Origin of the sequence: Pseudochrobactrum mosebachae, assembly GCF_048914685.1 — a bacterium.
GTDB lineage: Bacteria > Pseudomonadota > Alphaproteobacteria > Rhizobiales > Rhizobiaceae > Pseudochrobactrum.
This window is the reverse complement of sequence record NZ_CP128408.1, coordinates 3166512-3188604: the sequence shown is the minus strand read 5'-3', so window position 1 is coordinate 3188604 and position 22093 is coordinate 3166512. Positions and strand designations below refer to the sequence as shown.

The following is a 22093-nucleotide window of genomic DNA, read 5'->3' as shown; positions in this document are numbered from 1 at the left end:
CTTTACTGCGCAGCCTTGCCATAGAGACCTTCTGATAGGTCGCGAGCAGCTTCAGCCGCTCTGGGTCCAAAGCCCAGCAAATACAGACCATCCATAGCCAGAACAGCTTTGTTTCTGCCAGCAGGTGTGGCGGCCAGTGCAAGATTGCTCAGCAATTGCGAATGATCATCCATGGCCTTATCGGTGCCCGTATTCATCAGCAGGATCAGATCAGGCGCAGCTTTATCCAGGGCTTCATCTGTCATCTGTTTATAACCATTGAACTCGTTAATCGCATTAATGCCACCAGCCATTTTGATCATGCCGTCAGCGGCAGTTCCCTGCCCCGACACCATCAGTCGACCGCCTTGGCGAGACAAAATAAACAGAACGCGCTTTTTCTCAGTAATATTTGCGGTTGCCGTTTTAACAACTTCAAGATCGACGCGCACTTTTTCTGCTAATACCGCAGCTTTTTCCTGCACACCAAGCGCTTGGCCAACAGCGGTAATCTTATTGAGAATTCCTTGTTCGGAATACACTTCCGGAACAATAATCATCGGCACAGAAGCGCGCTTCAGGACTTCCATGGTTTCCGGTGGCCCGCTGCCCTCAACCACCAGCATAGCAGTTGGCGCAACGGACAAAACACCTTCTGCCGAGAGGTTACGCATGTAACCGACATCCGGCAGCTTTTTTACAGCCTCAGGATAAGTGCTGGTCTGATCACGGGCAATCAGCTTGCTCTCTTCACCCAATGCATAAATAATTTCAGTTAAGGCACCGCCAACAGCCACAAGGCGTGCCGGATTGCTGAATGTTTGCACCTCTTCAGCCTGCGCCACAGCCATTGCTGGTGCGAAAGGGATCAGGCCTGCGGACATTGAAAACACGCAGCCAGCTAAAACACTGGCAAACCGGTAAGATCTTAAGCGGGCTAAAACGGATACAACTGAAGGTTTTTGATGACGGGCAATTAGCATTGGTCAACCTGAGGGCTGTTTGAGCCATCTTAAGTCACAGATGACCGTAATTTTTGAAAACTAAAAACCACCGAAAAAGCGGGTAATTTTTTAGTTGTGATATGTGCAAAGCGGAACCACGCCGCTTTGCACATTATTTCAATGTAATCAGGCTGCGGCTGACTGTGCCAAACGCGGCAAAGCTTCAACCAGAGCGCGCCAATCGTCACGTTCCGGCGTACCTTCATGACGCTCACCAAAGAACTGAGCAATCATTTCACCCTGCTCGTCATAAGCTTCCAGCGATGTTACATGGCCGTCTTTGGTAGGCTTACGAACAGCCCAAACCGCATAAATATGATCTGTGCGCAAATGCATGTGGAAAGTTGGATCCATAACATTGAGCCAAGGGCCCATCATTTTGATCTCTTTAACCGCACCGGTATGAATCTGAATACAACCGTTATTGCCAACAAAAACCATGATTGGCAGACCGCTTTCCGCAGCTGTGTTCATCATGCTTTCAACAGTACCGGCTTCAAGTTCCCATGCATATTCTGCACCGGCCAGCGCTACAGCCTGTTTACGGCTGACTGCAAAGTCACGCAAAATCATAACAAACTGATGCACATCAGTCATATTTGTCCAGCGCTCACGGAAGCCGTCAACATCAACAGTCGTTATATCTGTCGGCTCAGCCTTAGCAGCAGCCGGCTTGATTTCAACAGTCTGGCTCTGCTCCTGCGAACGCATTGAAGCAACAAGCGCTTCATAAGCAGCAATATCTGATTTATCGCGCAGGTGAATTTTATGAACCGCATCGCCAGCCTTATTAAAGAATTGCAATGAGCGGCGGATATTGTTTTCGCTGTCTGTTTTTTCTACCGCAAACCCATAAGCCCAGGCTTTAGGAAAAATACGCAGATCAATCTGTGAACCCAGCACCAGTGAGGCATGCGGGCCGACAGAGACCTTTTCGTAAGCGCCGATTTTTTCATGCACAACGCTTTCGTTGCGGGTCAGCGCCATAACTTCACCAAGTGTGGTAGCGCCATTGAGAATGGTAGCAATATCCACATCCAGGCGAATGGCAGATGTACCAACATGCGCGGCAATATAATCAGCCTCGGTAATGCCGTTTGCCTGAGCAAAATCACGTTCGCGAGATTTTGGATTTTCGCTACGCAGACGCAGGATGTCTTGCGGTGAAAGTTTATGCGTTGCAGTCATATTCTACGCCTATAGCGACCGCTCCACCGGAAGCGGCCTATTTTAGTGTCAGTATCGGGCCTGCCAAACCATAGGCAGTCAGACCGGTTAAACAGAGACGAACTCTGCGTGATCCCGAGGAACAAGCCTCATGTGATAACTAAGTCACTATCCTGTTGAATCTCAGGAAGCTTTCTTGACACAAATTATCATATTAATTACTAGATGCAATAGTTGAGTATTCGAGTCACGTTAAAAAGACAATGCGGTCAGTAATGCTATGTGGAAAACACGGAAAACTATTTCCCGTCACAGCCACCATTAAAATCCGCACATGCCGGGTCTGTTTTTAATTTTCGCAGCCTTAATCAAGTGCTGGGAAAACAGAAAAAAGTTTCGGCAGAACTTCCAAGGATTCGGAATTCAAATTTTTAAATGCCTTGCCCCAAATGTTTATGGTGGCAATGATGCGGAGATGTAAAATGCAGCAGCCTTCAAATCTATCAAGACTTCTTAAAATCGGCCTTAGCAGCACAGCCGTCAGCCTTGTGATGATGGCCGGCGTTGCGCAGGCGCAACAGCAGACAGACTCTGTAGAAAAAGATGCTGCCGGTCAGGTACAGCTGAATACAATTAATGTAAAAAGCATCGACCCGCAGGAAATCACCTCCCGTCCGGCTCCTGTCAGCACAATTACAAAAACAGAAATCAAATTGAACGGCCGCGAAAAACTCGACACAGTTTTGCGCTCCGCGCCAGGTACATTCACAGCAATTAACGGCTCAAATCCGGGTGTTGCTGTAAATATTCGTGGTTTTGAAGGTTCAGGCCGCGTTAATATGATGATTGACGGCGCTCCCCAGACCTTCCGTACTACATCCCATGATGCACAGGGCTACAGCTATATCGACCCCAACCTGCTCTCTTCCGTTGATATTACCCGCGGCGCGGTAACAACCGAAGGTGGAAGCGGCCTGGCCGGCAGCGTTAACTTCCGTACTCTCGGTGTTGATGATGTATTGATGGACGGCAAGGATAAAGGCGTTCTAGGTCGCTTGTCATGGGGTAGCAATGGCGTTGGCTTCTCTGAAATGCTGGCCGGCGCAGCACGCGTTAATCAGGTTGGCATTGTTGGCGCTATCAGCCGCCGCGACTCCAATGATTATAAAAATGCTGATGGTGAAATAGTCGAAAAAACAGGTCAGGAATTGACATCAGGCCTGTTTAAGACTGAATTCGGCTTTGGTGAAGACCATAAGCTAACACTGGGCGGTGTCATTTATAATAATAAATTTGGTACATGGCAGCCCGGCTATGCAGGTGGTGCAACAATTTATGACATGTTGCTGCAGAACCGCACATTTACAGCAAATTACGGCTACAAGCCGACAGACAATGATCTCGTCGATTTGTCGGTTAATGCCTATTACAACAGCACAAAGCTGAGCTATCTTGATGGTAATGGCCCGACTGTAGGTCGTGAAATTAAGAATGAATCCGTTGGTTTCACCGCCGCAAACACGTCGCGTTTTACAATCAATGATCTCCTCGTCGATTGGAAATATGGTGTAGAATATAATCACGACAATACCGGCGGTGTTAATGTCGGTGTGAACCCGATTGATTCCACAGCCAATCGTGGCGCAGTATTCACACAGGTCGAGTGGGCTTACGACAATCTTCAGGTTTTAACAGGTCTACGTTACGACTATTTCAAACTTGAAAATGAAGACGAAGGCATTAAAAATAGCGATGGTCGCCTGAGCCCTAAAGTTACCATTGCGTACAATGTTACTGATTGGTTGCAGCCATATGTAACCTATGCGCATTCAATGCGTGCGCCGACATTGCAGGAAACCATGCTCGGCGGCATCGCCCATAGCGGCACCCAGAGAATGCATGGTAACCCTAATCTGCTGCCGGAAAAACAGCAGGGCTGGGATATCGGCTTTAACATTGCACAAGACGGCCTGCTTTCAGCTGAGGATAAATTGCGCTTGAAAGCCAATTATTTCCATATGCGCGTTGAAGACTACATCACAGCTGCGGCTGACATGAGCCAGTTCATCAATGTTGAAGGCACGTCAATTGTTCGCGGCTTTGAGCTTGAAGCAAATTATGATGCCGGCTTTGCTTTCGGTGGTATTGGCTATACCCACAGTAAATCCGAACTCCCGGCCCAAACTGCAGGAATGGGTGCAGGCCAATATCTCCCGGAAGACATTGTAAGCCTGACAGCTGGTGCACGTTTCTTTGAGCGTAAACTCGAAACGGGTGTGCGTTATCAATATGTGTCTTCAGGCGAGGGCATCAATTATTACGGCTCATTCAAATCGCCGTCTTATAACCTTTTAGACCTCTTCGCGACTTATAAATTCAACGAAAATGTTGACCTTTCCTTCAAGGTTACCAATTTGCTTGATGAAAAATACACGCCGGCTCTCAGCACTTACGGCTCCGGCCAGGGCCGCACATTTGTTGTTGCAACGCAGTTCCAGTTTTAAACTGCGATATAACGATGTTCTGTCAACGGCGCGCCCTCACCGGCGCGCTGTTTTGTTTATATAACTGTTGAAATCTTAAATTCAGAACGCGTGCGACAATCCACCACAGAGGTTCTCTGTTACCATAAAATACGACTATCCTGAGTACTTAAGACCGAATTAATCAATTAACATGGTAGTTTAACTCAAGTTTAAAATCATTCTAATCCATTGATATTTAGAACAGTTTTAAACTAGGTCATTTGACAAAACAGCCCCTATGAAGCATTAAAAAATCAACCAGTTATAGTGCAACTTTAAATGTTTGGCCTTGACCCATCCATTTGGAGGAATAATGTTTGAGAATAGTTCTGCCACTGCTAAACCAGTTGCGTATATAAATAAGAATTTCTGCAATGATCAACCTATGGTTTCTGCAGCAATACAATATAATTCAATCTTTCCTGCCCAGTCTTGCAATACAAGAGCTGACTTCACCATTACAGGTGCCGCATGCTAGTTTGTCATTGCAATGTTATTACTGCCAAAGAGATCGAAAACTGCATTACCCAGATGCTGGATGAAGATTGTTGGCAATTAATTGTTCCTGCCAAGGTCTATCACGCAATGAAAAAGCGTGGTCGCTGCTGTGGCTGCTTCCCAAATGTCGTTGAAACGATCATAAGAGTGACTGAAGACTATCATCTTCGGCGCGAGCACAATGATTCTGAATTCATTGTCTATATTGATCGCGTCCGGGCATTGCGTGAACAATTCGGGAGCAAATGGAATGAAGGGCGACAAAAAGGTCATCGAGCGGCTTAACGAGGCACTGTTTCTCGAACTCGGCGCAGTCAACCAATATTGGTTGCATTACCGCTTGTTGTCTGACTGGGGCTTTACCCGTCTGGCAAAGAAAGAGCGTGAAGAATCGATCGAAGAAATGCAGCATGCTGACCGCATCATCGATCGTATTATTTTCCTTGAAGGCCATCCGAACCTGCAGACTTTAGCGCCATTGCGCATTGGTCAGACAGTTAAGGAAGTTCTTGAAGCGGATCTGGCTGGCGAATACGACGCCCGCACCTCATACAAGAAATCCCGTGAAATCTGCGATGAAGCTGGTGATTATGTTACCCGTCAGCTTTTTGACGAGCTGCTGAAAGATGAAGAGGGTCATATCGACTTTCTTGAAACCCAGCTCGAACTTCTCGGTAAAATCGGTGAAGAACGCTATGGCATGCTCAATGCCACACCGGCAGATGCCGCAGAATAAACCAGTTACATCATCGCTATACAATAAAAAGGCCCCGCAAAGCGGGGCCTTTTTATTGTATCACATAGTGCCGCTTATTGTGGCAGCTTGTCGTCAATACCCTGAACGTAGAAGTTCATGCTGAGAATGGTGCCATCATCAGCAGTTTCGCCTTCTTTCAGCCATTCAGAACCATCCTGCTTTTTAAGCGGGCCGGTAAACGGCTTCAGCTCACCCGAAGTCAGCTTCTTGATGGTTTCTTCAGCCATCGCTTTCACATCATCCGGCATATTGGTCAAAGGAGCCATCGCAACCAGACCGGTATTCATGCCATTGAAAGTATTCTGCGACTTCCATGTGCCGTCAAGAACCGCTTTAGTGCGTTCAAGATAATATGGCGCCCAATGATCAATCGTTGCTGTCAGCTGGGTTTCAGGGCCGAACTTGATCATATCGGAAGCCTGACCAAAAGCTTTAATGCCGCGCTCTGCAGCAACCTGAATAGGCGCTGTGGAATCGGTGTGCTGGGTCAAGATATCAACACCCTGATCGATCAGTGCTTTCGCGGCATCAGCTTCTTTACCCGGATCAAACCATGAGTTGGCCCAGATCACTTTAACCTTGAAATCCGGATTAACAGACTGCGCACCAATCATGAAAGAGTTGATGGCCTGCACAACTTCAGGCACCGGAACCGAACCAATAAAGCCGGCCATGCCATTTTTCGACAGTTTCGCAGCAATCTGCCCCTGCACATAGCGGCCTTCATAGAAGCGCGCATTATAAGCAGAAACATTTTCAGAGGTCTTATAACCGGTGGCGTGCTCAAATTTCACGTCCGGATATTTTTTCGCAACTTCAAGGGTCGGATCCATATAACCAAATGACGTTGTGAAAATCAGCTTATTGCCGGCACGTGCCAGACGCTCGATTGAGCGGGCAGCATCCGCACCTTCAGGCACGCTTTCAAGAAAGCTGGTGGTGATTTTATCACCCAGCTCTTTTTCAATCTCTTTACGCGCTTCATCATGCTGATAAGACCAGCCGAAATCGCCCGGAGGTCCGATATAGATAAAACCGACCTTCATTTTTTCTTCAGCAAAAGCTGTGCCAGCCATCATTATGCTGGCAGCTGCAGCAAGGATCGTCAGTGTTTTTTTCATTGCGCCCGTTCTCCTGTTAACGTCCGGTACAAATAACTTGTCATTATGAATATGCGGCTGCCGGTCAGCGATCCGGCACAAAAGGTTTGCCCAGTGATGCCGGTGTATTCATCATTGTCAGCCTGCGATTACGCGAAATCACCACCAAAACAACGATTGTTGCTACATATGGCAGTGCAGATAACAATTGCGACGGCAGACCGATACCAAAGGCTTGAGCATGCAACTGGCCAATACTGACCGCGCCAAACAGATAAGCGCCGATCAGAACGCGCCACGGCCGCCATGATGCAAACACCACCAAAGCCAGTGCAATCCAGCCGCGCCCTGCTGTCATATTCTCAACCCATTGCGGCACATAGACCAAAGACAACTGCGCGCCTGCAAGCCCCGCACATGCCCCGCCAAACAACACTGCGAGATAGCGAGTACGCACCACATTGATACCCAGCGCATGCGCAGAGCCATGATTATCACCGATCGAGCGCAGTTGTAGCCCTGCCCGTGTGCGGAATAAAAACCAGCTGACGCCAGCAACCAGCATGATCGACAAATAGAAAATCGGATCTTGTGCAAACAGCAATTTGCCGATCAGCGGCAGATCACTCAGATAAGGGATATTAATGGCCGCAAGGCGCACGCCCGGCAAGCCCACAAAGCCTTCACCAATGACCGCAGATGCACCAAGGCCAAGAATGGTCAGCGCTAATCCCGTAGCCACCTGATTGGTCACCAGGGTCAAAGTCAGAAAGCCGAACAGCAAGGCAAATGCGCTACCTGCAAAAATCGCAGCAAACATCCCAATCCATGCATTGCCGGTCATATGCGCGACACCGAAACCGGTAACAGCGCCCATCAGCATCATGCCTTCAACACCCAGATTGAGTACGCCGGAGCGCTCCACAACCAGCTCGCCGATAGCCGCGATCAGCAAAGGCGTAGCAGCCGTCGCAATGGTCAGCATAATGGCCTGTGTCATATCCATGGCTCAGGCCTCCCCGCGCAGATCATACTGACTGCGGCTGATAAAACGAATGCGGTAATGTATGAATGTGTCGCAGGCGAGCACGAAAAACAGGATCATCCCCTGAAATACCCGCGCGGATTTTTCTGAAATACCAATCGAAAGCTGCGCCGCCTCACCGCCGAGATAAGAGAGCGCCAGCACCAGACCGGCAGCAATAATGCCAAGCGGGTTTAACCGTCCGAGAAAAGCAACGATAATCGCGGTGAAACCATAACCGGGGGTGATAGTTGTACGCAACTGTCCGATAGCGCCCGACACCTCGCTGATACCGGCAAGACCGGCCAGAGCGCCCGACAGCAAAAACACAAAAAATGTAATTTTTCCGGTACTGAAACCCGCAAAACGTGCCGCGCGCGGGCTTTGGCCAACCACTTTGACCTGAAAGCCCTTCAGCGTGCTGCGCAGCATAAACCACAAAAGCAAGGCGGCGATCACTGCAAAGATAAAGCCCCAATGCGCGCGACCTGCCGCCGGCCATATTTCAGGCAGCACCGCATAATCATGAAACTGGCGGCTTTCCGGAAAATTATTGCCTTCAGGGTTACGCCACGGGCCACGCACCAGCCAATCAAGAAAGAACTGCGCAACATAAACCAGCATCAGGCTGGTCAGAATTGTATTGGCGTTAAACCGCACCTTCAGCAAGGCCGGAATGGAACCATAAAGCGCGCCGCCAGCCATACCCATTAGCAACATCAGCGGCAGCACATACCAGCCCTGCACCTCCGGAAACATAATCGGCAGGATTGAGCCGGTAATCGCACCGAAAGTCAGCTGGCCCTCTGCACCGATATTCCAGTTGTTTGAAAGATAGCAAACTGAAAGTCCGACTGCGATCAGGATCAATGGTGCGGCTTTAACCAGCAATTCGTTGATCGACCACATATCCAGCAACGGCTCAATAAAAAACGCATGCAAAGCGGCAAACGGATCCTTACCCATCAATGCAAACAGCAATGCACCGCACATCATTGCCAAAGCCAGCGCCAGCAAGGGAGAAATCAGGCTGAACCATGCAGATGGCTGTGGTCGTTTAATCAATTCAATACGCATCAGGCTGCACCACCCATCATCAGGCCAATCTTTTCAGCGCTTGCACTGTCGCGCGGCAGCGCCTCAGACAGCTGGCCATGATGCATCACCGCAATACGGTCACTGATTTCAAACAATTCATCAAGATCCTGACTGATAACCAGCACCGCCGACCCCTGCCTTGAAAGATCAACCAGAGCCTGACGAATGCGCATGGCAGCGCCTGCATCAACCCCCCATGTTGGCTGGTTAACCACCAGCACTCCAGGATTGCGATCGAGCTCACGCCCAATAATAAACTTTTGCAAATTCCCACCGGAAAGCGCACCGGCAACAGGGTTTTCCGCATTTTTACGGACATCCATCATCGCATTAATACGTTTTGCAGCAGAACTGAGCGCCGTTTGCGACAGGATTTTAAGAAAGCCGCCCTTAAGAAAGACCTTTGCATCAGTACGATAGCGCGACAAAAACAAATTATCTGTCAGCGGCAATTCCGGCACCGCACCATGGCCAAGCCGCTCTTCCGGCACAAATGCCGCGCCCAGCATACGACGCTGGCTAATGCCCGCAAGACCTGCCTCTTGCCCGCGAATACGCACAACAGAACCGGCATTTTGGCGAACCTCGCCCGAAACCGCTTCAAAAAATTCGCCTTGCCCGTTACCGGCAACACCGGCAATGCCCACAACCTCACCGGCAGCAACATTTAACGAAATATCGCGCAATGCAGTAGAGAACGGTCCGCGTGGCGGCTGCGATAGACGCGTAATTTCAAGCAGATTTGTTTCACCCTTAGCCTGCGCAGCAGCTTTAGGGCGCGCTACAACCGCAACATCCTCGCCAACCATCATACGGGCAAGCGAAGCTGCAGTTTCTTCACGCGGATTGCAGTGTGAAATCACCTTACCATGCCGCAGCACTGTGGCGCGGTCGCAAAGCTGTTTCACCTCTTCCAGCCGATGGCTGATATAAAGGATGGATTTGCCTTCGCTCTTTAAGCGGTTCAGCGTCACAAACAGCTTATCAGCCTCCTGTGGCGTCAGAACAGAGGTCGGCTCATCGAGAATAATCAGATCAGGTTCTTGCAGCAGGCAGCGTATAATCTCTATGCGCTGGCGCTCACCAACTGATAAATCACCTACCAATGCATCCGGATCAATTGGCAGACCATAAGTTGTACCAATTTCAGCGGCCTTTTTTGCCACATCGGCAAGCGGCAAGCCTGCATCCAGCGACAGGGCAATATTCTCAGCAGCTGTAAGACTGTCGAATAGCGAAAAATGCTGAAAAACCATACCGATGCCGAGTTTTCGCGCCAGCGCCGGGCTGCTCATGCGCACCGGACGGCCTTTCCAGAAAATCTGGCCATCAAGCGGCTGCAAGGAACCGAAAAGCATTTTGACCAGTGTAGATTTACCTGCACCATTTTCACCGAGCAGAGCATGTATCTCGCCGGCTTCAATGGTCAGATCAATCTGGTCGCACGCTTTCAGCGCGCCAAACTGTTTCGTTAAGCGCTGGACATCCAGTAGCTGCGGCTGCTCCGAAGTTTTTGTCATGTGTCCCCAAGGCATTTCTGCCTCATATCTTATGTCACAGCAAAAAAATTAAGAAAGAGCAAAAGTAATTTATAACTATTCTATAAACAATTTTAGCAATAAAATTCTTCATGGCTCCGGCGAAATTTCAGCTTCACCGGATTATCGTACTGTTTTCAAGCTATAAATCAGCGCTACGTAATGAATAAACCGCTCGGAACTTAAGGAATCAGAACGGTTGTACCAGTGGTTTTACGCGCTTCCAGATCACGATGCGCCTGCGCTGCATCTCGCAAATCATAGCTTTGATTGACATTGATTTTAACCGCACCGCTGCTCACCACGGCAAACAAGGCTTGCGCTGCCTGCTCCAGCTCTTCACGCGTTGCAATATAATGACCAAGTGTCGGGCGCGTAGCAAATAATGATCCGCGCTGGCTGAGCAAAGCCATTTCAAACGGCGGCACAGGGCCTGACGCGTTACCATAGCTTACAAATAAACCACGCGGCTGCAACACATCCAATGAAGCCGGAAATGTATCTTTACCCACACTGTCATAAACAACCGGCAGACCTTTACCTCCGGTAATCTCGCGCACTTTTTCAACGAAATTATCTTGCGCGTAATTGATCACATGATCATAGCCGAGCGACAATGCGAGATCGATTTTTTCTTGCGAACCTGCAGTACCGATAACAGTTGCACCAAGGTGCTTCGCCCATTGGCCGGCAATCTGGCCAACCCCGCCTGCTGCCGCATGGATCAGGATTGTATCGCCTTTTTGTACTTTATAAGTGAGATGCGTCAGATAATAGGCTGTCATACCTTTCAGCATCATAGAGGCTGCCAAACGCATATCCATGCTGTCAGGCATCAAAACCAGCCGGTCGGCAGCAATCAGCCGTTCATCGGCATAAGAGCCCATTGCGCCGGTATAGGCCACACGGTCGCCAGCTTTGACATTGGTAACGCCTGCGCCAACAGCAACAACAATGCCCGCACCCTCCTGCCCCGGAATGAATGGCAGCTGCGGCGCTTTATAAAGACCGGTACGAAAATAAGTGTCGATGAAATTAAGCCCGATAGCTTCATGCTTGATACGCGCTTCACCGGCAGCTGGCTGGCCGATTTCAACTTGTTCATATTTTAAAACATCCGGTCCGCCGGTTTCATGAACACGTATTGCATTAATCATCGTCTTTATTCCCTGTTATTTCACAGCGTTTTTAAGGCCGAGCTTAGGCAGAAACTGCATTATAATACCGATACAATACAAATAAATGCCAGTTACTGTAATGCCAATGCGCACCCAAAGCGGCGCGTCCATCTGGTAAAATATACCGGCGACGCCGAACGCGCACCACAGCATAAAGATTGTAAGATTGAGCGGACGCAACCGCACCACACGCACAGGATGTAAAAAATTCAGCGGCAGGAAAGATACGATCGCTGAAACCACCACCACCGCAAAGGCTGTCCACTCACCCGGATTAATAATAAACAGGGTGAAGACCACCATATTCCAGACAACCGGAAAACCTTTGAAAAAGTTCTCAGTGGTTTTCATGCTGGTATCGGCATAATAAATCGCACTGCTGATAACGATAATGGCGCCAGACAGAAAAGACAGGCCATGGCCCATAAATCCGCTTTGATACAGGGCAAAAGCCGGAATCAGAACATAGGTCACATAATCGATAATATTATCGAGCAACTCGCCGGACCAGTTTGGGAGCACATATTTAACTTCGAGCTTGCGGGCGATCGGTCCGTCAATACCATCGACAAACAATGCCAGACCAAGCCAGAGAAACATCGCCGTCCAGTTGCTTTCGCTGGCCGCAACCAAAGACAGAAAGGCAAGAAAAGAGCCGGAAGCTGTGAGCAGGTGAACAGAAAATGCCTTCGCTTTAGGCGCAGTGACTTTTCCGTTTTTTAATTTGTCTGTCAGTTTCGCTTTCAAGGTCTTTGCCGATTCTGTTGCCAAAAAATTAATGAATTATCAGTCCTGACAGCTTTTGTCGAAAAACATACAAAGTGCAACAAAGCTGTGCCTGAAAACCAGTCAAAATACCGCTCATCCAAAGAAGTTAACGATCTTAGCCGCAGAACTCTCAGAAAATCCGAGTTTTTTAGTGTCGTAACTCTTACATATGTCCTAATACACATAAGCAGACGTCTTGGAAGCAGATGTCTCGGGCGGCTTCAACATATCCCGTTCACGGCTTTGATTAAAGAGGTATGTCATGTCAGGTTTTGGTTCCTCTCACGGTTCAGATTTCAATATAGCTGTCAGTAATTCAAGAATTCTTGTCAGTGGCAGCGGTCCTGCGGGCATGATTGCCGCGCTGGCTTTAGCGCAGGCCGGACAAGACGTGTTGCTGGCAGGCCCGATCAGCGATCAGGATGACCGCCGCACCACAGCTCTGATGATGCCTGCGATTGAATATCTCGATAGTTTAGGCATTTGGCAAACCATTCGCCCTGATACAGCCCCGCTTGCCTCAATGCGCATTGTGGATGGCACGAGACGCCTGATCCGCAGCCCTGCGGTTACTTTTCGCGCTGCTGAAATCGGTGAAGAAGCCTTCGGTTACAATATACCCAATCTGGTTTTGAACCGTGTTTTACATGAGGCCGTGACCGCCCATCCGCGTATTGCCCGCCAATATGCCAATGCTACAGAATATCTGCACAGTGATACCGCTGTAACGGTAACTTTCAGCGATGGACAACAGGTTGAAACCTCTCTGATCGTGGCAGCCGATGGCCGTAACAGCCTTGCCCGAGATGCGGCCGGTATTAAAACCCGCCGCTGGAGTTATCCGCAAACGGCTGTTGTCTGCTCTTTCAGTCATAAAGTACCGCATCTCAATTCTTCCACAGAATTTCACACCGAAGATGGCCCCTTCACGCAGGTGCCTTTGCCCGGCAACCGCTCTAGTCTGGTCTGGGTTGCCAATCCGTTGCGTGCCAAAGCTTTGATGGAGCTCGACACCGAGGCACTTGGCCATGAGATTGAAATCCGCATGCAATCGATGCTGGGCGCACTCACCGTTGAAACCAAACAACAGGCATGGCCGCTCTCGGGCTTAGTACCGTTGAAATTTGCTGCCAAACGTACCATTCTGATTGGTGAGGCTGCCCATGTGTTTCCGCCCATCGGTGCGCAGGGCTTAAATCTTGGTACCCGTGATGTGGAAACCCTGATCAGCGCTATTACCAAAGGCATGAAGGCCGGTGATGATAATGATGCCGGTTCAGATCGCGTAATCCGTGCCTATGACAGCGGCCGCCGTCCGGATATTCTGGCGCGCACCGGCTCTGTTGACGTTTTAAACCGCACTTTACTCTCAGACTTTTTGCCAGCACAACTCATACGCGGCACAGGTCTGGAAGTTCTGCGCAAGCTCGCGCCATTGCGCTCTTTCTTCATGCGTGAAGGGCTGCGCCCTGGCGGTGGCTTTAAAGCTCTGTTGCCATCATTCGGCAGCAGCAAAACAACCTCTGTGGCTGAAACCAGCAACTATGACAGCAAATAATAAGTACGGATGACGATGAGTGACTTTGCAATAAAATATGCGCGCTTTCAGATCGGACAGGTGGTAAAACATCGCTTGCTGTCGTTTCGTGGCATTATTTTTGATGTTGATCCGGAATTCGACAATACGGAAGAATGGTATATGGCCATTCCGGAAGCTTTGCGGCCGATGCGTGAGCAGCCGTTTTATCACGTGCTGGCAGAAAGTGATGAAGCAGATTATGTCGCTTATGTTTCAGAGCAAAATCTTGAAGCCGATGAGAGTATGGAACCGCTGCGCCACCCGATGCTTAAAGACTATTTCGATATCAGCGCCCAAGGCGAATATCTGTTTATTGGCGAGCCATTGAATTAGTTTAAAACATTAATTTTTAATCATAAATCATTGTAATAAAAAGATAAAGGCCGGATCACTCCGGCCTTTATTGTCTTTACTGTGCGCGGCGAAGATCCGGCGGCGTCGCCTCTTCACGCAATGTGCTAATCACCTCATCAAGCCCCATCGGGGTCTGATCGCGCGAACCAAGACGACGCACATTCACAGTGCGTTCTTCTGCTTCACGCTTGCCGAGAACGATAATGACCGGTACTTTTTGCAGGGAATGCTCACGTACCTTGTAGTTGATTTTCTCGTTGCGGAAATCGGTTGTGACCTGCAAACCGGCTTTCTTCATAAGAGCAGCAACTTCACGGCCATAATCATCCGCTTCAGAAGTAATCGTTGCCACAACCACTTGAATTGGCGCGAACCACAGCGGCATATGACCGGCGAAGTTCTCGATCAGAATGCCGAGGAAACGTTCCATGGAGCCGCAAATAGCCCGGTGGATCATAACCGGCTGTTTCTTCTCGGAGTTGTTGTCGATATAGAAGGCACCGAAACGTTCCGGCAGGTTAAAGTCGACCTGCGTGGTACCGCACTGCCATTCACGACCAATCGCATCTTTCAGAGTATATTCGAACTTAGGCCCGTAAAACGCACCTTCGCCCGGCAAAATACCCGTTTTGATACGGCCACCGGAATTGGCTTCAATTGTCTTGAGCACTTCGCCCATCACGCTTTCAGCACGATCCCACAGAGCATCATCGCCAACACGCTTTTCAGGACGGGTTGAGAGCTTCACTGTAATCTCGCCAAAGCCGAAATCGGCATAGGTTGAGAGGATCAGATCGTTAATGCGCAGGCACTCATCCGCCATCTGCTCATCAGTACAGAAGATATGCGCATCATCTTGCGTAAAGCCGCGCACACGCATCAGACCATGCAGTGAACCGGATGGCTCATAGCGATGCACATTACCGAATTCTGCCATTTTGATCGGCAGATCGCGATAGGATTTCAAACCATGTTTGAAAATCTGCACATGGCCTGGACAGTTCATTGGTTTCAGCGCGAAAACACGCTCATCATCAGTATCTTCGCCGGCAGGCAAAGCCTTGAACATGTTTTCTTTATACCAACCCCAGTGACCGGATGTTTCCCAAAGAGATTTATCCAGAACCTGCGGCGCATTCACTTCCTGATAGCCATGATCATCAAGCCGGCGACGCATATAGCTCACAAGGCTCTGGAACATACGCCAGCCCTTGGCATGCCAAAATACAACGCCCGGACCTTCTTCCTGAAAATGGAACAGATCCATTTCGCGACCAAGGCGGCGGTGATCGCGCTTTTCAGCCTCTTCCAGCATTGTCAGATATTGCTGCAGGTCAGCATCATTGGCGAAAGCTGTACCATAGATACGGGTCAGCATCGGATTATTGCTATCACCGCGCCAATAGGCGCCGGCAACCTTCATCAGTTTAAAAGCAGTACCGACCTGCCCTGTGGAAGCCATATGCGGCCCGCGGCACAAATCAAACCAATCGCCCTGATAATAAATCTTGAGGTCCTGACCTTCAGGAATCGCGTCAATCAGCTCAACCTTATAGGCCTCACCTTTATCGGTAAAAACCTGCTTGGCTTTGTCGCGTGACCATACTTCACGGGTGAAGGATTTGTTACGGCCAATGATCTCACGCATCTTTTTTTCGATAACCGGCAGGTCATCGGATGTGAAAGGCTCATTACGTGCAAAATCATAGTAGAAACCGTTTTCGATCACAGGTCCAATGGTTACCTGTGTGCCGGGAAACAGCTCCTGCACAGCCTCAGCCAAAACGTGAGCACAATCGTGACGGATCAACTCCAGTGCACGCGGATCTTCACGTGTGAGAATCTCGACTTTGCCTGATGCGCCCAGCGGCTCGGACAAATCACGCACAGTGCCATCCACCGCATAAGCAACAGACTTCTTGGCCAGTGATTTGGAAATGGATTCGGCAAGCGCCATACCGGTCATGGCCGGATCATAGTCGCGCTGTGTGCCATCGGGAAATTCGAGAGTAATCAAATCAGACATTGTCTTCCTCATCCAGTCCCGCCAACGATTGCGGGTGGTTGCTTGGTAAAGTTTTCATTATGCTCAAACGCCTGCAAAACAGGGTGCAGTTGCGGCAAGCATGGTTTCTATAATCAATCTAAACGGGGAAATAAACCACTAGAGCATTTTTACTTTTCTTTGAAGCAGGAAAACCGCTCTAAATGTTAGTTAAACGCAAGTTCGGACGGAAAACCGGCTCCCGTTTTTCCTGAAACTGCGCTAGAGCGGATAACGCTCAGGTTGGATCGCAGCGCTCGCTCTAGATTTTAGAATTTCGCATTTCACTATCAAGTTGATAGCGAAATGCTCTAGGTGCCTCTATTCCGGTTTTGCTGCTGAAATGTGCCAGTAACGCCACGGAAAATACCATTTATAGCGGGTTTCCAGCGCAACAGGCACCCGATCAATGCCGCAGGTTCCAAAAGGCCCGCAGCGCATCACCCGAAACAGCCCCATCCAGCCACCGCTCCATAAACCGTAACGTGCAATTGCTTCATAAGCATATTCAGAACAGGTGGGCAGGTGTCGGCAGGAATTGCCGATAAAACCCGATAAAGTCAGCTGATAAAGGCGAATGAAGCCGGTGCCAAACAACCGTCCGGGCGTTTTTGACCACACGCCTTGATAATTACGACTATAGGGTCGCTTTTTATCGGGCTTAACGGGTGGTGTTGAGCACATGTATTATTCGGCCGCCGCTTGTTTGGCAGCAATCTGATCAAGACAATCCACCACCGCATCAAAGGTAAGCAATGTCGAGGCATGGCGCGCTTTATAATCACGCACCGGCTCAAAGAATTTCAGCTCGCTAAAGCGCCCCAGTGGCGGCGCACCATCCGCTTTCAACATTGCAATCATTTCATCACGTACCAAACGCAACTCGGCCTCGGTTGCGCCGATGATATTTTGCGCCATAACCGCCGAGGTCGCCTGCCCTAGAGCACAGGCTTTAACCTCATGAGCAAACTCGCTCACCACACCATCGGTCATTTTCAGATCAACAATGATGGTAGATCCGCAAAGTTTGGAATGCACTTTTGCCGTGGCATCCGGCGTAGCAAGCCTGCCAAGATGCGGAATATTGCCGGCAAGTTCAAGAATCCGGGCATTATACATATCATTGATCAACCGGATTCTCCTTTTAATATCACAGTTTAAGGCAAGAATTTACGGTAGCAATTAAACCGGAATATCTTTATAAAATAACATTAATTCAGATAGTAAGATAAATATGCTATTTCAAGTTATTATTAGGATCAAACCAACTCTAATACGACATAAAACGGTGATGTTTACCCTTTTAATATCGCTTACTTACTTTATATAGACCTTGTATCTGCCGCATTGAAACATTTTTGTATGCAGATTCATGAATTCGCAGATCAGGCTAAGGGCCAAATTCTGCATATGCCAGACATAACTGCCAAGCATTCAGCTTAAAGTGCTCTGTTTTGCACATTGCCTTATCAGGCAACTGCAAAATCTCACCGGCTGAGCAAGCTTCGTAACAGTGTCCGTTAACTCGTCCCTCCTGTGAGGGGGACTACGGGAGCTCGATATGAACAAGCACACTTCTGATGCCGTATCAGGTATCAAACAACCTCTGATCCGGCCAACTCAAGCAGAAGCTGAAGCCGCAGTAAATACTTTGCTGCTGTGGATGGGCGAAGACCCGTCCCGCGAGGGCCTGCTGGAAACACCAAAACGTGTTGCCAAAGCCTATAAAGAGCTGTTTTCAGGCTACCAGCAATCACCTGAAGAAGAGCTGGGAACTGTGTTTGAAGAAGTCTCCGGCTATAATGATATGGTTATCATCCGGGATATTTCATTTCACTCCCATTGCGAGCATCACATGGTGCCGATTATCGGCAAAGCCCATGTCGGCTATCTGCCAAATGGCGCCGTTGTCGGCCTGTCGAAAATTGCCCGCGTGGTTGATATGTTTGCCCATCGCCTGCAAACGCAGGAGAGCATGACAGCGCAGGTCGCCCATAGCATTCAGAATATTCTGAATCCCTTAGGCGTAGCGGTGCTAATTGAGGCAGAGCATATGTGCATGGCCATGCGCGGTATTCGCAAGCAAGGCTCCACGACCATAACCAGCACTTTCACCGGTGCCTTTGATAATGATGTAAACCAGCAGGTACGTTTTATGACCATGTTGCGGAGCGGATCATGAGCGTCAAACTTGGTGAATTTGCAAAACAAACCGACAAATTCAGCACGGAGGAAGGCGGCGCCTTCGCTCCGCGCTTTGACAGCAATGGCCTGATCACTACTGTGGTAACCAATGCCGATGATGGTGAGTTGCTAATGGTAGCGCATATGAACGAACAAGCGCTGCGCCTGACACTGGAAACCGGCATCGCCCATTACTGGTCACGCTCACGCCAGAGCCTTTGGAAAAAAGGCGAAACCTCAGGCAACTTACAAAGTGTTGTGGAAATGCGCACCGATTGCGATCAGGATGCATTATGGCTTAAGGTTAATGTGGCCGGCAATGGCCCTACCTGTCATACAGATCGCCACTCATGCTTCTACCGCATTGTAAAAAATGACAATGGCAACGCAGTTTTAATAAAATAAAACAAGGTATTACATAAAAATTTTATCATATAAATTTAAAAGACAAAAACCCTGCACAATGATTATTGTGCAGGGTTTTTTGTCTGGAGGACAGCTCTTTCGCTCATCAATGACAAGCGAAAGAAATCTTTAAAGACAGAAAGGCGTCCTTCATCCACCTTACGTCAGATTATTAGAACTTGTAGTTCAAACCAACGCGTACAGTGTGGAAGTTGGTTTTAACTTTAGCAACATCACCTTCATCACGGAACTTAACTTTGCCGAGATCTGTGTAGAGGTATTCGGTCTTCAAAGTTACATTGTCTGTAACTGCATGTTCAATACCGGCACCAGCTGTCCAGCCAGCGCGGGTCTTGGATGCGCTATCATACACATCAAGTTCTGCATCATAACCTTCGATTTTAACTTTACCATAAGCAAGACCAGCTGTACCGTAGAGCATTGTACGTTCAGCAATGTTGCCGCCCAAGCGACCGCGAACTGTACCGAACCACTGGATTTTGCCCTTTACGTCGCCTTCGTAAACGCCGTCTTCATCATAAAAGCTAACGCCTTTTTTCATGGTCGAGCCCTGGAAGTCAGCTTCGATACCAGCAACGATCTGGTCGAACTGCCAGTTGTAACCAGCCTGAACACCACCAACAAAGCCACGTGGTTTAACGCTTACGTCTTCTTCTTTCATCTTGCCGAAGCCGTAGCCAGCATTCACACCAACATAGGCACCTTCCCAGCTGAATGTGTTCGCTACAACAACCGGAGCCGGCTCGCTGTATACGATAGCATCAGCAGCCATTGCAGTACCGGAGAACAGAACAGCTGCAGAGGCAGCGAGGATAACTTTATTGAACATGATGTACCTCATTTAATTTTTGCTTGCCCTTGTTGTACATCAATTAGTGAAAAATGATGTAACCATTATGCAACACATTAACTCCGTATAATATATGGTTACCTTTTTATTAAAATACATAATTTAGCAAAGTGATAAATATTTAAGAAAAAACAAAATATCAACTTGTAAACAAGTAGTTAACAACATGTTTGCTTATGTGCATCTTTAAGAGCACACAAAATCGTGAGCAAAATTTTCTTTAGTACCATACGCAGGAAAGCCATAGTTCATGTTAAGCTCCTCCTGTAATATATTCCTGCCATTCGGAATATTCAGGAGCTTTGCATGTTGTCATGGGTACCACGCCGCCGCGCCTCTCATAATACCTCCACCTCTGCGGCTCCTGAACCGGCGATGCCCGCCCCTATCAAACCGCCGCAACCAATCGCCCTTGCTCTTGGCGGCGGCTCTGCACGAGGCTGGGCTCATATTGGGGTATTACGGGCATTGGATGAGGCCAATATCGGAATCTCAATGATTGCAGGCACATCTATCGGCGCATTGGTTGGCGGCTGCTATCTTGCAGGCAAGCTCGACGAGCTGGAAGAATTCGCACGATCACTCACGCGCAGACGCCTCTTTGGTCTTATGGACTTTACCCTGCGCGGTAACGGCCTATTCGGGGGTATGAAGCTTGACCATAAATTGCATCAGCATCTTGATGGCCTAACGATCGATGACCTGCCCTGCCCTTATGTTGCAGTAGCCACCGAATTGCGCACCGGCCATGAGATCTGGATCTCTACCGGCTCATTGATTATGGCGATGCGCGCGTCTTATGCCTTGCCGGGCGTTTTTGAACCAATTCGCTTTGATCGCCGCCTACTGGTTGATGGTGCACTTGTTAATCCGGTACCGGTTTCAGTTTGCCGTAGCTATGAGCAACAGCTCGTTCTGGCGGTTAATCTCAATTATGATCAGTTTGGCCGAGCCGCAGTGGTAAAATATGCCCGCCCCTCACAAACGAACCCGCTACACACCGGAGCGGATGATGCCCTGTCGACGACCACAGATTATAATATCAGTCAGGAATCGCGCCTGGGGATTACCGGTGTAATGATGGATGCCTTTAACATTATACAAGACAGAATTTCCCGCACACGCATGGCAGGCGACCCGCCAGACTTTGTTTTAATGCCGAGCATTGGCCACATTGGCTTAACCGAGTTTCATCGTGCGGCTGAAACAATAGAAATTGGCTATCAGGAAACGCTCAAACAGCTGGAAAACATCGAGCGGCTGCAGAGAACTGCTTTTTAGTGATCAGAATCGCCTTCGGATGCGAATCTCATTGATGAATCAACGGAAAGTAGAGCCAATTCTACCCTCCAAAACATCACAGAAGCGAAAACAATAGTCAGCAGCTTCTTAAAACTGATTTTGAAAGCCCTGTTTTGGTGGATAATCCGGGCTCCTGTGGGTTATTTTTAAAAAAATGCAATGAATCGAATAATTTGGCTTGTCACCCTGATAGTGATTTGCTAAATCGCGGTCACCGAAGCAATTCGGTTTCTACCACACAGTGCGGTCGTGGCGGAATTGGTAGACGCGCAGCGTTGAGGTCGCTGTGGGGCAACCCGTGGAAGTTCGAGTCTTCTCGACCGCACCATTCACTTTCCAAGTGATTGAATTTGTTGACTTTACCCTCAAGTTTTTGTTTGTCGGTGCGACACTAAATGTTACATTCGTCATGACAAAATACTACAAAAAGCCCTGCCCTAATCGGCGGGGCTTTTGTCGTTTAGGCTACTCGCCAATCTCTGGCGCGCTTGCTTCGGCCTCTATATGGACTCGCCGCTTAAAACCTGTTTTTGGATAAAGATTCTACTATTAACTTCACTCTTTTACGGAACGTTTAAAGAGCAAGAGTCGCAGGATCACGAACAAAATATTATTTACGCATAAGATGCGCCACGGATTTGTTGTGCCATGCGTAAGCCAGAGACGATTGAAAGACTGTATTTAGACTTTGACGGCCTCTTCGCAAGCCTATAGCAGC

18 protein-coding genes, 1 tRNA gene and 3 pseudogenes are annotated in these 22093 nt (G+C 48.8%); 10 read left to right on the top strand and 12 right to left on the bottom strand.

Features of this window, described 5'->3' with window-relative positions; all coding sequences use genetic code 11:
* Positions 1-2 precede the first annotated feature (2 nt).
* Both MP213Fo_RS14365 and MP213Fo_RS14360 read right to left on the bottom strand, forming a co-directional pair.
* The gene (locus MP213Fo_RS14365) at positions 3-962 is read right to left on the bottom strand and encodes a heme/hemin ABC transporter substrate-binding protein (protein WP_421089632.1); all 960 of its coding nucleotides are present in this window, start codon (positions 960-962) and stop codon (positions 3-5) included.
* 147 nt (positions 963-1109) lie between these two features.
* Positions 1110-2171 (bottom strand): hemin-degrading factor, encoded by a 1062-nt coding sequence (locus MP213Fo_RS14360; RefSeq protein ID WP_421089631.1) that lies wholly within the window; start codon positions 2169-2171, stop codon positions 1110-1112.
* A 461-nt stretch (positions 2172-2632) separates the two neighbouring features.
* Here MP213Fo_RS14360 and MP213Fo_RS14355 point away from each other — a divergent pair, with 461 nt between their 5' ends.
* The 3 genes from MP213Fo_RS14355 to bfr all read left to right on the top strand — a co-directional run bounded on the left by MP213Fo_RS14355 (position 2633) and on the right by bfr (position 5909).
* Positions 2633-4654, top strand: a complete 2022-nt coding sequence (locus MP213Fo_RS14355; RefSeq protein ID WP_421089630.1) for a TonB-dependent receptor domain-containing protein — start codon at positions 2633-2635, stop codon at positions 4652-4654.
* Positions 4655-5146: 492 nt separating this feature from the next.
* Entirely contained in the window at positions 5147-5458 is a 312-nt protein-coding gene (locus MP213Fo_RS14350) for a (2Fe-2S)-binding protein (protein WP_421089629.1), read from the top strand.
* Positions 5424-5909 (top strand): bacterioferritin, encoded by a 486-nt coding sequence (gene bfr / locus MP213Fo_RS14345; RefSeq protein WP_421089628.1) that lies wholly within the window; start codon positions 5424-5426, stop codon positions 5907-5909. Before MP213Fo_RS14350 ends, bfr begins: the two co-directional genes overlap by 35 nt.
* A 74-nt stretch (positions 5910-5983) precedes the next feature.
* Here the strand turns inward: bfr and MP213Fo_RS14340 are convergent, their stop codons facing one another.
* From MP213Fo_RS14340 to pcsA, 6 genes are all read right to left on the bottom strand, one after another.
* Positions 5984-7051, bottom strand: a complete 1068-nt coding sequence (locus tag MP213Fo_RS14340; RefSeq protein ID WP_421089627.1) for a BMP family ABC transporter substrate-binding protein — start codon at positions 7049-7051, stop codon at positions 5984-5986.
* 64 nt (positions 7052-7115) lie between these two features.
* Positions 7116-8036: an ABC transporter permease gene (locus tag MP213Fo_RS14335; RefSeq protein ID WP_421089626.1), complete on the bottom strand. Its 921-nt coding sequence runs from the start codon at positions 8034-8036 to the stop codon at positions 7116-7118.
* A gap of 3 nt (positions 8037-8039) precedes the next feature.
* Complete coding sequence (locus tag MP213Fo_RS14330) at positions 8040-9131, bottom strand: ABC transporter permease (protein ID WP_421089625.1); 1092 nt, start codon at positions 9129-9131, stop codon at positions 8040-8042.
* A complete protein-coding gene (locus tag MP213Fo_RS14325; protein WP_421089624.1) occupies positions 9131-10672 on the bottom strand; it encodes an ABC transporter ATP-binding protein in 1542 nt (513 codons plus the stop codon). The genes MP213Fo_RS14330 and MP213Fo_RS14325 overlap by 1 nt, the downstream gene beginning before the upstream one ends.
* Positions 10673-10872: 200 nt before the next feature.
* A complete protein-coding gene (locus tag MP213Fo_RS14320) occupies positions 10873-11847 on the bottom strand; it encodes a quinone oxidoreductase family protein (RefSeq protein WP_421089623.1) in 975 nt (324 codons plus the stop codon).
* A 15-nt stretch (positions 11848-11862) separates the two neighbouring features.
* A complete protein-coding gene (gene pcsA / locus MP213Fo_RS14315) occupies positions 11863-12615 on the bottom strand; it encodes a phosphatidylcholine synthase (RefSeq protein ID WP_421089622.1) in 753 nt (250 codons plus the stop codon).
* A 283-nt stretch (positions 12616-12898) separates the two neighbouring features.
* Here pcsA and MP213Fo_RS14310 point away from each other — a divergent pair, with 283 nt between their 5' ends.
* The gene (locus MP213Fo_RS14310) at positions 12899-14194 is read left to right on the top strand and encodes a UbiH/UbiF family hydroxylase (RefSeq protein WP_421089621.1); all 1296 of its coding nucleotides are present in this window, start codon (positions 12899-12901) and stop codon (positions 14192-14194) included.
* 15 nt (positions 14195-14209) lie between these two features.
* Positions 14210-14548: a heat shock protein HspQ gene (hspQ, locus tag MP213Fo_RS14305; RefSeq protein ID WP_421089620.1), complete on the top strand. Its 339-nt coding sequence runs from the start codon at positions 14210-14212 to the stop codon at positions 14546-14548.
* Between the two features lie 76 nt (positions 14549-14624).
* Here the strand turns inward: hspQ and thrS are convergent, their stop codons facing one another.
* The 3 genes from thrS to MP213Fo_RS14290 all read right to left on the bottom strand — a co-directional run bounded on the left by thrS (position 14625) and on the right by MP213Fo_RS14290 (position 17744).
* Positions 14625-16595 carry a threonine--tRNA ligase gene (thrS, locus tag MP213Fo_RS14300; RefSeq protein ID WP_421089619.1) on the bottom strand — a complete coding sequence of 657 codons (1971 nt, stop codon included), beginning with the start codon at positions 16593-16595 and terminating at the stop codon, positions 14625-14627.
* Between the two features lie 339 nt (positions 16596-16934).
* Entirely contained in the window at positions 16935-17297 is a 363-nt protein-coding gene (yidD, locus tag MP213Fo_RS14295) for a membrane protein insertion efficiency factor YidD (RefSeq protein ID WP_421089618.1), read from the bottom strand.
* 3 nt (positions 17298-17300) lie between these two features.
* Positions 17301-17744, bottom strand: coding sequence for an iron-sulfur cluster assembly scaffold protein (locus tag MP213Fo_RS14290; RefSeq protein ID WP_421089617.1), 444 nt, complete (start codon positions 17742-17744; stop codon positions 17301-17303).
* Positions 17745-18225: 481 nt separating this feature from the next.
* On the opposite strand from MP213Fo_RS14290, the pseudogene folE reads away from it, so the two are divergent.
* Positions 18226-18795: pseudogene (gene folE, locus MP213Fo_RS14285) on the top strand (GTP cyclohydrolase I FolE); the annotation flags it as partial.
* Positions 18792-19202 carry a phosphoribosyl-AMP cyclohydrolase gene (gene hisI / locus MP213Fo_RS14280; RefSeq protein ID WP_421089616.1) on the top strand — a complete coding sequence of 137 codons (411 nt, stop codon included), beginning with the start codon at positions 18792-18794 and terminating at the stop codon, positions 19200-19202. The pseudogene folE and the gene hisI, both read left to right, overlap by 4 nt.
* A 172-nt stretch (positions 19203-19374) precedes the next feature.
* Here the strand turns inward: hisI and MP213Fo_RS14275 are convergent, their stop codons facing one another.
* Complete coding sequence (locus MP213Fo_RS14275) at positions 19375-20052, bottom strand: outer membrane protein (RefSeq protein WP_421089615.1); 678 nt, start codon at positions 20050-20052, stop codon at positions 19375-19377.
* Between the two features lie 327 nt (positions 20053-20379).
* Here MP213Fo_RS14275 and MP213Fo_RS14270 point away from each other — a divergent pair.
* The 3 genes and pseudogenes from MP213Fo_RS14270 to MP213Fo_RS14260 form a co-directional block, all read left to right on the top strand.
* Positions 20380-21046: pseudogene (locus tag MP213Fo_RS14270) on the top strand (patatin-like phospholipase family protein); the annotation flags it as partial.
* A 77-nt stretch (positions 21047-21123) separates the two neighbouring features.
* Positions 21124-21354 (top strand): annotated as a pseudogene (locus MP213Fo_RS14265) (patatin-like phospholipase family protein); the annotation flags it as partial.
* 264 nt (positions 21355-21618) lie between these two features.
* Positions 21619-21703: transfer RNA gene (locus MP213Fo_RS14260), tRNA-Leu, on the top strand.
* Positions 21704-22093 lie beyond the last annotated feature (390 nt).